At 60.6% G+C, this 11,505-nt stretch carries 11 protein-coding genes; all 11 read right to left on the minus strand.

The window, feature by feature from the left end; translation table 11 throughout:
- Position 1: 1 nt before the first annotated feature.
- Positions 2-472, minus strand: coding sequence for a F0F1 ATP synthase subunit B (locus tag AB870_RS22665; RefSeq protein ID WP_047906376.1), 471 nt, complete (start codon positions 470-472; stop codon positions 2-4).
- Between the two features lie 125 nt (positions 473-597).
- Entirely contained in the window at positions 598-864 is a 267-nt protein-coding gene (atpE, locus tag AB870_RS22670) for a F0F1 ATP synthase subunit C (protein ID WP_044457493.1), read from the minus strand.
- An 82-nt stretch (positions 865-946) separates the two neighbouring features.
- The gene (gene atpB, locus AB870_RS22675; protein WP_047906377.1) at positions 947-1,795 is read right to left on the minus strand and encodes a F0F1 ATP synthase subunit A; all 849 of its coding nucleotides are present in this window, start codon (positions 1,793-1,795) and stop codon (positions 947-949) included.
- Between the two features lie 69 nt (positions 1,796-1,864).
- Entirely contained in the window at positions 1,865-2,371 is a 507-nt protein-coding gene (locus AB870_RS22680; RefSeq protein WP_047906378.1) for an ATP synthase subunit I, read from the minus strand.
- A 243-nt stretch (positions 2,372-2,614) separates the two neighbouring features.
- Entirely contained in the window at positions 2,615-3,721 is a 1,107-nt protein-coding gene (locus AB870_RS22685) for an SLC13 family permease (RefSeq protein ID WP_418303977.1), read from the minus strand.
- A 114-nt stretch (positions 3,722-3,835) separates the two neighbouring features.
- On the minus strand, positions 3,836-4,735 hold the full coding sequence (locus AB870_RS22690) for a ParB/RepB/Spo0J family partition protein (RefSeq protein WP_047906379.1): 900 nt from the start codon (positions 4,733-4,735) through the stop codon (positions 3,836-3,838).
- Positions 4,736-4,762: 27 nt separating this feature from the next.
- The gene (locus AB870_RS22695) at positions 4,763-5,533 is read right to left on the minus strand and encodes a ParA family protein (RefSeq protein ID WP_047906380.1); all 771 of its coding nucleotides are present in this window, start codon (positions 5,531-5,533) and stop codon (positions 4,763-4,765) included.
- A 213-nt stretch (positions 5,534-5,746) separates the two neighbouring features.
- A complete protein-coding gene (locus AB870_RS22700; protein WP_047906381.1) occupies positions 5,747-6,331 on the minus strand; it encodes a lipocalin family protein in 585 nt (194 codons plus the stop codon).
- On the minus strand, positions 6,328-7,005 hold the full coding sequence (rsmG, locus tag AB870_RS22705; RefSeq protein WP_047906382.1) for a 16S rRNA (guanine(527)-N(7))-methyltransferase RsmG: 678 nt from the start codon (positions 7,003-7,005) through the stop codon (positions 6,328-6,330). Before rsmG ends, AB870_RS22700 begins: the two co-directional genes overlap by 4 nt.
- A gap of 12 nt (positions 7,006-7,017) precedes the next feature.
- Complete coding sequence (gene mnmG / locus AB870_RS22710) at positions 7,018-9,000, minus strand: tRNA uridine-5-carboxymethylaminomethyl(34) synthesis enzyme MnmG (RefSeq protein ID WP_047906383.1); 1,983 nt, start codon at positions 8,998-9,000, stop codon at positions 7,018-7,020.
- Positions 9,001-9,800: 800 nt separating this feature from the next.
- A protein-coding gene (locus AB870_RS25800; RefSeq protein ID WP_418303967.1) for an IS5 family transposase occupies positions 9,801-10,599 on the minus strand; the annotation gives its coding sequence in 2 pieces (ribosomal slippage) (positions 9,801-10,329 and positions 10,328-10,599; 801 coding nt in all).
- Positions 10,600-11,505: the final 906 nt, after the last annotated feature.

The raw sequence follows: 11,505 nt of genomic DNA on the forward strand, positions 1-11,505 counted from the left end.
ATCAGAGCTCTGCCTTGAGTTGGTTCAGCAGGTCGGCGTGGGCCTTGGCGTCGATTTCACGCTTCAGGATCTGCTCGGCGCCCTTCACTGCCAGACCAGCCACGTCTTCGCGCAGCGATTCACGGACCTTGACGGCCTGATTCTCGGCTTCCGCCTTGGCATTGGCGATGATACGAGCCGCTTCGGCTTGCGCCTGCGCCTTGATCTCTTCGGCCACGGCCAGTGCACGCTTCTCGGCGTCGGCGATACGCTTCGCGCCTTCGTCGCGGGCGTCCGCGAGGGCTTGCGTGGAGCGCTTGTTGGCGGCTTCGAGTTCAGCCTTGCCCTTGTCGGCGGCGGCCAGACCGTCTGCGATTTTCTTCGCGCGTTCGTCGATAGCCTTGATCAGCGGCGGCCACACGAATTTCATCGTGAACCATGCCAGGATCAGAAACACGACGGTTTGCGCGAACAGAGTTGCGTTTATGTTCACGGTGTTTCCTTTCGGTGATGCGAGTCGATTGGCAAAACAGCGCGCCCCATTGTGCCTGCTGGCTTGGGCGCGCCGTTCATGTCCAGTGGGCCGCGCAGGTTAGCGCGCGACCGGCCGAAAGAAACTTAGGCGAGGCGCGACAGCAGCGGGTTCGCGAAAGCGAACAGCATGGCAACGCCCACACCGATCAGGAATGCAGCGTCGATCAGGCCGGCCAGCAGGAACATCTTCGTTTGCAGCGGGTTCATCAGCTCGGGCTGACGGGCGCACGCTTCGATGTACTTACCGCCCATCAGCGCGATACCCAGACAGGCGCCGATAGCACCCAGACCGATGATGATGCCGATAGCAATGGCGGTCAGACCCTGGATGTTGGCGATGAAAGCTTGCATGATTACTCCTTTTGGTTAGAGACTTAAAACTTTAAATTTGAAAAACTGAAAAACCGAAAAACGTCACTTCCGCAACGACCGATCAGTGATGGTCGTGTGCCTGGCCGATATACACCAGCGTCAGCATCATCATGATGAACGCCTGGAGCAGCACGATCAGGATGTGGAAAATCGCCCATGCGGTGCCGGCAATGACGTGACCGACAAAACCCAGCACCGACGCATCTGCGCCAAAGCTCCAGATACCGCCCAACAGAGCGATCAGCAGGAACACCAGTTCGCCGGCGTACATATTGCCGAACAGTCGCATACCGAGCGACACGGTCTTGGCACAGAATTCGATGATGTTGAGCAGCAGGTTCGGGATCCACAGGAGGAAGTGGTTACCGAACGGTGCGGTGAACAGCTCATGCATGAAGCCACCGGCGCCCTTGATCTTGAAGCTGTAGAACAGCATGAGGATGAGCACGCCGACGGAGATGCCGAGCGTGCCGTTGAGGTCGGCCGTCGGCACGATGCGGTGATGCGTGATGATGGACCCCAGACCGACCCAACCGATCACCTTCGACGGCAGATCGACGGGCAGCAAATCCAGCGAGTTCATGAGCGTGACCCAGACGAACACGGTCAGCGCGAGCGGAGCGATGAAGGCACGATTGCCGTGCACGATGCTCTTCGACTGGTCTTCGACCATTTCCACGAGCATTTCGACCGCCGCCTGGAAACGGCCCGGTACGCCAGAGGTGGCCTTGCGCGCTGCCATCCACAACACGAAGCAGCCCAGAACGCCCATCGTGACCGACCAGAACATCGTGTCCCAGTTGATGATCGAGAAATCGACGATGCTGGTCTGCGTCGAGCTCGCGAGGTTTTGCAGGTGGTGCGAAATGTACTCCGACGGGTTCGGAGCGTGGCCGGCTTCTACTGACATAGCGATCAAACACCCAATTATGAAAATCCGCACACGGTAGCGTGTCGACGCGTGAGCGGATTTGCACCGCTACTTCAGTGCCATCGCAAGCCAATAGACTTTGAGCGTGAGCACGAAAGTGACCAGAAGCGCGACCCAGTGAACCCCGGGAAATCCGAACGCTACCGCCACCAATAACGCAATCGTCGTTGCCACCTTGATCGCCTCTCCCGTCACCAACGAACCGACGGAGACACGATCACCTGAAATTCTTAGCCGGAGCGCAAACAGCGCGCCCGGAATCCAACCCACCATCCCACCCAGCCATGCGGACAGCGCCGCGTCTCGCGGCGATGCCGACAGTAGCCACCAGGCCAGTGTCGCAACCAGCGACAACAGCACCTGGGCCCCCACCACCCGGAATGGAGTCACACTTGACGCGCGCCCCACATCGGGACCGAACAGGCGCTCAGCCTGCGCACGCGTGAGCGGAACGATAGGTTTTTCCTGCTCCTGCTCGTCGTCCCAAGCTTCTGATGCTGCACGTGCCGGCGCTTGCGGTTCGGGTTCCAAGTTCGACCGTGATGTCTCGGTCATCTCGCAGCCTCCCCGCCCGACTCGTGCTAACGAATGGGCTCTTCAAGCAGTTAAACCCGCGAGATTTTACGGGAAATTACGAAGCCCAGTCAATCTAAACGCGCAACAAATTCGCCGAAACTGCACAGTGCATGCTTCGATTTGGCGCCAACTCTCACGGAGTGCAACTTTGCTCATGGTGCAGCGCGGCATTACGCGCAAACGCCGCACGTTCCCCGCAACTGGCCTGCGTTCCGTGCGCGTTCAGACCCATTTCAGTGCAACGTACCCGACTAGCAATGCCACCAGATAAAACGGAACGGAAAGGTAGTGAAAGTGCCACCAGATCCTGTCCGATTTCGCCATGCGCAATGCAATCAGATTCGCCAGCGATCCCACTGCGAGTCCGAACCCGCCCACCGCCACCCCAAGGGCGAGCGCCGGCCAGTTCTGCGAATACTCGGCGAGCAGAATCGCTGCCGGCACGTTACTGATGAATTGTGACAACACCGCCGCCCCGCCGTAGGCCATTGGCCCGTTCGAGAAATCGAAGTGCCCGAGCACCGCCCGAACTTCCGTCAGACCGGCCACGCCGCGCAACACCACGAACATCAGCACGAAAATCGCCAGCAGCAGCCAGTCGATGCCGAGTACCGCATTGCGCCGAACGGCGAGCAATACGACGGCGACGCCCGCAAACGCCCATGCGGCAAAACCGTGATCCGCGAGCGTCACGAAAACGGCGAACAGCGCCAGCGCGATCCACAGCAGCGGCCAGCGCACGTCATGCCTGGGGCCCTGCCGCTGAAAATGCAGCGCCCGCGAATCGAACGCGAACGCACACACCACGAGCAGCATCGCCATGAGTGCGAGCGTGACCGGTGTCATCATGACGACGTACGCGCCGAAACCCATGCCGCTGTGTTGCCAGAGAAAAAGGTTCTGCGGATTGCCGAGCGGAGTGAGGCTCGAACCGGCATTGACGGCCAGCGCGAGGAAAATGATGAGGCGTTCGATGCGTACCGGCGCGATACGCGCAAGCGACTGCGCAAGCGGCACGACGGCAAAGAGCGCAACGTCGTTGGTCAGCAGCGTGGAGAGCGCCGCGGCAAACGTCACCATCAGCAAGGCGAGGCGACGTTCGGTGCGAAATGCGCGCAGCAATCGTTGCGCGAGCCAGTCGAGAAACCCGCTCTGATCGATGGCGCGTGTGAGCATCAGCAATCCGGCAAGCGTCAGTATCGTGTGACGATCGATACGCGCGAACAGTTCGCCCACGCTTGCGGGTTTCGCGATTTGCAGAATGACGAATGCCGCGAGCAGGATGAGCAACACGCGATCGTCGCGCACCCGCTCCCAAATCGCGCGCAAGGCACACACGATGCGCGACGCGACGCTCCCGCGGGACGTCGTTCCTATGGTGCTTGTCGCCCCTACCGGCTCCCCGGCCCGATCGTCCACGGCAATATCGTCAGGACACCGAAATCACTCGGCGCGAATGCGCGCGAGAATACCGTCGAGTGCGTCGAGACTGCCGAATTCGATCGTCAGTTGTCCGGCGCCCTTGCGGCCGACCTTGATCTTCACGTTCGACGCCAGCAGATCCGACAGTTCCTCTTCGAGACGCGTGACGTCGCGACCGCCCTCTTCCGCCGGGCGACGGCGAATGCCGTCGCCTTGCGGCTTGAGCGACGCATTCACGATCCGTTCGGTATCGCGCACCGACAGGCGCTTGTTCACGACCTGATTCGCGAGCGTGATTTGCGTTGCGGCGTCCACGGAGAGCAATGCGCGCGCGTGTCCCATATCGAGATCGCCCGCGAGCAACATGGTCTGCACCGGCTGCGCGAGATTGAGCAGACGCAGCAGGTTCGACACGGCGCTGCGCGAGCGGCCGAGCGACTCCGCGGCCTGTTCATGCGTGTAGTTGAATTCGCCGAGCAGACGCTGAATGCCCTGCGCCTCTTCGAGCGGATTCAGATCTTCGCGCTGAATGTTCTCGATGAGCGCCATGGCGGCGGCGGCTTCGTCGGGCACGTCGCGCACGAGCACCGGCACTTCCGCGAGCCCCGCAATACGTGCGGCGCGAAAGCGTCGTTCGCCCGCAATGATTTCGTACTTCTCACCATCGACACGACGCACCAGAATCGGCTGCATCAGACCTTGCGCGCGAATGCTCGCGGCGAGTTCCTGCAACGCGCCTTCGTCCATGCGCGTGCGCGGTTGATACTTGCCGGCCTGAAGGCGTTCGAGCGGCATCACCGAAGGCATGCCTTGCGCGCTCGCCTCTGCCGCGCCGTTGTGGTTATCGGCGTGAGCGCCCAGCAGCGCTTCGAGGCCGCGGCCCAGGCCCTTTTTTTTCAGTGCGTTGGTCTTGGTCGCCATGACAATGCGTTCCTGCGCGAATGCGCCTTACATAGTTTGAATGCGCGCGATCATTTCCGCGCCGAAGTCCAGATACGCCTTCGCACCGCGCGATGCGGGATCGAAGACGACGCCCGGCATGCCGTAACTCGGCGCTTCCGCGAGCCGCACATTGCGCGGGATGATCGCGTTGAAAACCTTGTCGCCGAAGTGCGACTTGAGCTGTTCCGACACTTGCTGCTGCAACGTGATGCGCGGATCGAACATCACACGCAACAAGCCGATCACCTTGAGGTCGCGATTCAGATTCGCATGCACCTGCTTGATCGTGTTGACGAGATCGGACAGACCTTCGAGCGCGAAATATTCGCACTGCATTGGAATGATGACGCCATGCGCCGCGCACAAACCGTTGAGGGTCAGCAACGATAGCGTCGGCGGACAATCGATGAGGACGAAATCGTAGTCGCCATCGACCTTCTCCAGCGCCTGCTTCAGGCGAGTGTCGCGGTTGTCCAGCGAGACGAGTTCCACGTCCGCGCCGGCCAGTTCGCGATTGGCGGGCAGCACATCATAATTGCCGGACTCCGAGCGCTGCGCGCTGGTGCTCACGTCGATACCGTCGACCAGTACCTCGTAGACGCTCGTCTCGAGCGCGGCCTTGTCGATACCGCTGCCCATCGTCGCGTTGCCCTGCGGATCGAGGTCGACCAACAAGACACGCTGCCCGTGCGACGCCAGTCCGGCAGCGAGGTTCACCGTGGTGGTCGTCTTGCCGACGCCGCCCTTCTGATTGGCCACGCAGAAAATTTTCGCCATGCCGATGTAGTCCTCCGATTGCTGCCGTGTTGATGCAATTGATGCAGTGATGCCAGGATGCGTCCGGTCCTGCGCAGGCCTGAAGCGAAAACGAAGCGACCAGGGTCTGCTGCCCGCTGCGGATGCATCCCGCTGATTCGATTATCCGAGCAAAGCTCAGTTATTGCCTGATTCAGCGTTTTGGCCGACGTGAGATACGCCGGCGCGCGGCACTTAGGGCGCGCCCGCCTTTTGCGGTGTCAACACCAGTTTGTCGGTGTCGTAGCCTTGCTTGCGCAACTGAGCCCGCATTTGGTTCAGCGTGTCGTCGTCCATTCGGGGCGAGCGCGACAGGATCCAGAGATACTCGCGGCTCGGCTCTCCCACAGCGGCATACTGATAGTCACCGTCGAGCACGATAACCCAGTAGTTCGCCCAAAGCCAGGGAATCCAGCGTAACCAGTCCGGGGCGAAGCTCACTTTGAAGCGGGCAGTACCTGTGCCCTGGCCGTCGGTACGCGCCACGCCGGTGTCGCTCGCCCAAGTACCGTCTTCCTTGCGGCATTTGTTCGTGACGTCGATGTTGCCGTCCGGGCGCGCCACGTAGTCGGCGGTCACGTCCGACACACATTTTCGCTCGAAGAAATTCGGATAGCGTGCTATTTCGTACCAGGTACCAACATAGCGCGCCTTGTCGATCTTTTGCACGGGACGCACGCGTGTGGTCAGGGCTTCCTGACCGGACTGCGCCCATGCCACGGCGGCCATCACCGACAGTCCGACCATGGCGGCGCCGGCCCAACGAGTCATTCGGGTCATCCCGTTACCTTTACGCGGAGCAAATGACGCTCGGCGTCGAGAAATGGCACATTCAGCGCCAGACGCTCGACCAGTTCGCAGCCATGCGGCAACGACAGTTCGCTGTCGGCGGCGACACCTTTCATCGCCCAGAAGCTGCCGTCCGCGGCCAACAAATTGCGGGCAAGCGTAACGAAATCGGACAATTCGGCGAAAGCGCGCGAGACGATGGCGTCGAACGGCGCAGGCACTTCCTTGCCGACGACGAGGGACTCGACGCGACCGGTCACGACCGTCAGATTGGTCAGTTTGAACGTGGCGCGAGCCTGCGTCAGAAAGGCGGTCTTTTTGTGAACGATGTCGTTTACCGTCACCTGCCAGTCGGGACGCACGATAGCCAGCACGACCCCCGGCAACCCGCCGCCCGAACCGACGTCGAGCACACGCGAAATCGGCTCGCGATCGAGACGCGGCAGAATCGAGAGCGAATCCAGGAGATGCTTGATGACCATTTGCCGCGGGTCGCGGATGGAGGTCATTTGCAGCGATGCATTCCACTTCGCCAGCAGCATCTGATAGTCGAGCAGCCGGGCCTGTTGCCCGGCATCGATCGACAAGCCGAGTTGCCGGATGCCATCGGCCAACAATGTGGCGAGTTCGTTACCGCCCGGTGCGGCAGTGCGCGGAGCTGTCATGAAGCCTCCGCGTCAGGCAGCGTGCTGGCCGCTGGCGTCGCCCTCGGTGGCAACCGTGGCGTCGGCAGATGCATCCCCCGACGCACGACGGCGTCCGAGCCCTTTCTTGAGGTGGATCATCAGCAACGAGATCGCCGCCGGTGTCACCCCGGAGATCCGCGAGGCCTGGCCCAACGTCTCGGGACGCTGCGCGTTCAGCTTCTGACGTACCTCGATCGACAATCCGCGCACATCGTTATAGTCGATGTTCGCAGGCAGCACGGTGTTCTCGTTCGCTTCCTTGCGCACGATTTCATCGGCCTGACGATCGATGTAGCCCTGGTACTTCACGGCAATCTCGATCTGTTCGCGAATCTGGCCGGCTTGCAGCGCATCGTCGGACAATGGCGCGTCCGGCGCCAGACGACCGCCCTGCACTGCCATGAGTGCGTCGTAGGCGACTTCCGGGCGACGCAGCAGATCCGCCAATGAGTATTCGTGATCGATAGCCTTTCCCAGCAGCGGTACAGAGTCTTCGGCCGGGAAAGTCTTCGGGTTCACCCAGGTCGATTTGAGACGTTCTGTTTCACGTGAAACAGCATCGCGCTTCCGGCAGAACGCATCCCAGCGAACGTCGTCGACCACGCCAAGTTCGCGGCCGATTTCCGTGAGACGCATATCGGCGTTGTCTTCGCGCAGCGACAGGCGATATTCCGCGCGGCTGGTGAACATGCGGTACGGCTCGGAAACACCGCGCGTAATCAGATCGTCGACGAGCACGCCGAGATAGGCTTGATCGCGACGCGGACACCAGGCATCGCGGCCCTGCACTTGCAACGCGGCATTGATACCGGCAAGCAGGCCTTGGGCGGCAGCTTCTTCGTAACCGGTCGTCCCGTTGATCTGTCCGGCGAAAAACAAGCCGGTGATGACGCGGGTTTCCAGCGAGCTACGCAGACCACGTGGGTCGAAGTAGTCGTACTCGATGGCGTAGCCGGGACGCAAAATATAGGCGTTCTCCATGCCCTTCATGGAGCGGACCAGATCCAGCTGAACGTCGAAGGGCAGGCTGGTGGAGATGCCGTTGGGATAGAACTCGTTGGTCGTCAGACCCTCGGGTTCGAGGTAAATCTGGTGCGATGTCTTATCCGCGAAGCGGTGGATCTTGTCCTCGATGGACGGACAGTAGCGCGGCCCCACGCCTTCGATCACGCCCGTGTACATGGGCGAGCGGTCAAGGCCACCGCGGATGATGTCATGCGTGCGCTCGTTGGTGTGAGTCACCCAGCACGGCACCTGACGCGGATGTTGTTCCGGACGGCCAAGGAACGAGAAGACCGGGACGGGATCGAGATCGCCGGGCTGAGCTTCCAACACGGAGAAATCGATGGAACGGCCGTCGATGCGCGGCGGCGTACCGGTTTTTAACCGGCCTTGCGGCAGTTTCAATTCTTTGAGCCGTGCGGACAGGCTGATGGCTGCCGGATCGCCCGCACGACCGCCCACGTAGTTGTTCAGTCCGACGTGGATCTTGCCATCGAGGAACGTCCCGGCCGTAAGCACGACGGCACGGGCACGGAAGCGCAAACCGACTTGTGTGATCGCGCCTACGACGCGGTCCCCTTCGACAATAAGATCTTCGACGGCTTGCTGGAACAGCCATAAATTCGGCTGATTCTCGAGGCGATGGCGAATCGCCTGCTTATAGAGAAGACGGTCGGCCTGCGCGCGCGTGGCACGAACGGCCGGGCCTTTGGACGAATTGAGAATACGAAACTGGATGCCGCCCTCGTCGGTCGCGGCTGCCATGGCACCGCCGAGCGCATCAACCTCCTTCACGAGGTGGCCTTTGCCGATCCCCCCAATGGAGGGGTTGCAGCTCATTTGGCCGAGCGTCTCGATATTATGGGTGAGCAGAAGTGTCTTACAGCCCATGCGGGCCGAGGCGAGCGCAGCCTCGGTGCCGGCATGGCCGCCACCCACCACGATCACATCGAACTCGGTCGGATAAAGCATCGCAATATTGCCGCTAACGGCAAACTCTCTGGATTCGGTAATTGCGGAATTATAGCGGCATTGCGATGCATCATTTGTAACCGCTCGTGTGTTTCACGTGGAACTTTGCATAAAAGCGATGGTTTTACGGATGTTTCACGTGAAACATTGTTATGAGTGTGTCGCCCTTGGTCTTGGCGGGTTCGGGCTCTCCACAACCGCCACCGCGCCCCCTCGTCCTATCTGACGTCCAGACAGCGAGGATTACCGGAGTGGCCTCGTTGGTCTTCCATGGCTTTGTTTCACGTGAAACGTCGGTGAGACTCTCGCTTGGCCATCCGTCACCGGCTAGCGCCCCATCCCGACAACCACGGCCTTGCAGCTCTCCCCGCTCTTTCCGACCTCCGGGCACCGAGATTTGCCGATATCCTGACTGCGCTCCAACTTAAGATCGCTCCGTCATAGCACCGGCAAGCCTCGCCGCTCACCTGCCCGCGCGCCCTCGTTGGACATCCCTTGGCTTTGTTTCACGTGAAACGTCAGTGAGTCTCTCGCTCGGCCATCAGTCACCGGCTAGCGCTCGTTCCCAACAACCACAGCCTTGCATCCCTCCCCCACTCTTTCTCGCTTCCGGCAGCGAGAATTGCCGATATCCGACTGCGCTCCAACTTAAAATCGTTCCGTCAGGGCACGGGCATCCTCGCCACTCACTTGCCCGCGTGCCCTCGTTGGTCATCCCTTGGCTTTGTTTCACGTGAAACGTCGGTGAGTTTCTCGCTCGACCTTCAGTCACCGGCTAGCGCTCGTTCCTAAGAGCCGGTTTACGATCTCCTGAGCAGCAGTGCCAAAAAGGCGAGATGGACAAACTGCAAGCTGGTGTTGAGCAAACGCTCACAGTTCTTCCATAAGCGCCGGTTCTTCTCCAGCCAGGCGAAACTGCGCTCGACGACCCAACGCTGCGGCAGGACCTTGAAAGTATGCAGTTCGCTGCGTTTGGCGATCTGCACCGTGACCCGCTCGCCCAAGATCTCGCGCACGCCCTGCGCGAAGGGTTCGCCCACGTAACCGCCATCGACCAGCACACTTTGCACCTGTCCCAAGCGAGGCTTGCCGTGCTCGAACGCCAGCAACGCTCCTTTGCGATCGGTCACCTCGGCAGTGGTTACCGCCACGGCGTGCGGCAAGCCCTGCGTGTCTACGGCAATATGACGCTTGATGCCCGACACCTTCTTGCCCGCGTCATAACCCTTATGCGCTGCCGTGTCAGTGTTCTTCACGCTCTGCGCGTCCACGATCAAGAACGTCGTGCTGGCGCTGCGTCCCTGTCTTGTGCGCGCCGCGCCAACCTGATTTTTTGAGTGCCTGCTCCAGCACGCTCACGCCGTGCTGGTCAGGCTGACTCCATTTGCTGAAATACGCGTAGACGGTTTGCCACTTGGGAAACTCGCTGGGCAAGAAGCGCCATTGGCAACCTGTACGCAACAGATACAGCACCGCGCAAAACACCTCGTACAAGTCCACCGTCGTGGGCTTCGTGCGCCGGCGCACGCTGCGCAACAGCGGCTCGATCTCCGAGAACTTCTCTCGGCTTATGTCACTCGCGTATTTCTTTCTCGTCATCCTCGAATTATCAGGGATGACCAGAAGATCGCAAACACGTTCTAACAACCACGGCCTTGCATCCCTCCCCCACTCTTCCTCGCTTCCGGCAGCGAGAATTGCCGATACCCGGACTGCGCTCCAACTTAAAGTCGTTCCGTCAGTGCACCGGCATCCTCGCCACTCACTTGCCCGCGCGCCCTCGTTGGTCATCCCTTGGCTTTGTTTCACGTGAAACGTCGGTGAGTTTCTCGCTTGGCCTTCAGTCACCGGCAAGCGCTCGTTCCTAACAACCACAGCCTTGCATCCCTCCCCCATCTTTCTCGCTTCCGGCAGCGAGAATTGCCGATACCCGGACTGCGCTCCAACTTAAAGTCGTTCCGTCAGGGCACGGGCATCCTCGCCACTCACTTGCCCGCGCGCCCTCGTTGGTCATCCCTTGGCTTTGTTTCACGTGAAACGTCAGTGAGTCTCTCGCTCGGCCATCCGTCACCGGAGAGCGCTCGATCCTAACAACCAAAGCCGCATCCCCTCCCCACTCTTTCCAGCTTCCGGGGCACCGAGAATTGCCGATACCCGGACTCCGCTCCAACTAAAAATCGCTCCGTCAGTGCACCGGCATCCTCGCCACTCACCTGCCTCAGGTGCCATCGAGGGTCATCCCCTGGCTTTGTTTCACGTGAAACGTCGGTGAGTTTCTCGCTCGGCCATCCGTCGCCGGCTATCGCTCGTTCCTAACAACCACAGCCGCGCATCCTCCCCCGCTCTTTCCAGCTTCCGGGCAGCGAAGATTGCCGATACCCTGACTACGCTCCAACCTAAAGTCGCTCCGTCAGGGCACTGGCAATCCTCGCCATACGAATATCCGGACTGAACCACGAACCGTCAACGCTGCTGCGTCAACCCGACCAGCCCCAATTGTGAAAC

The sequence above is a fragment of the Pandoraea faecigallinarum genome (assembly GCF_001029105.3).
Lineage (GTDB): Bacteria > Pseudomonadota > Gammaproteobacteria > Burkholderiales > Burkholderiaceae > Pandoraea > Pandoraea faecigallinarum.

What these genes read in the sequence shown, in the direction of transcription:
- atpE (WP_044457493.1), bottom strand. Translation starts at nt 864, where the DNA reads ATGCAAGCTTTCATCGCCAACATCCAGGGTCTGACCGCCATTGCTATC.
- atpB (WP_047906377.1), bottom strand. Translation starts at nt 1,795, where the DNA reads ATGTCAGTAGAAGCCGGCCACGCTCCGAACCCGTCGGAGTACATTTCG.
- AB870_RS22680 (WP_047906378.1), bottom strand. Translation starts at nt 2,371, where the DNA reads ATGACCGAGACATCACGGTCGAACTTGGAACCCGAACCGCAAGCGCCG.
- AB870_RS22690 (WP_047906379.1), bottom strand. Translation starts at nt 4,735, where the DNA reads ATGGCGACCAAGACCAACGCACTGAAAAAAAAGGGCCTGGGCCGCGGC.
- AB870_RS22695 (WP_047906380.1), bottom strand. Translation starts at nt 5,533, where the DNA reads ATGGCGAAAATTTTCTGCGTGGCCAATCAGAAGGGCGGCGTCGGCAAG.
- AB870_RS22700 (WP_047906381.1), bottom strand. Translation starts at nt 6,331, where the DNA reads ATGACCCGAATGACTCGTTGGGCCGGCGCCGCCATGGTCGGACTGTCG.
- rsmG (WP_047906382.1), bottom strand. Translation starts at nt 7,005, where the DNA reads ATGACAGCTCCGCGCACTGCCGCACCGGGCGGTAACGAACTCGCCACA.
- mnmG (WP_047906383.1), bottom strand. Translation starts at nt 9,000, where the DNA reads ATGCTTTATCCGACCGAGTTCGATGTGATCGTGGTGGGTGGCGGCCAT.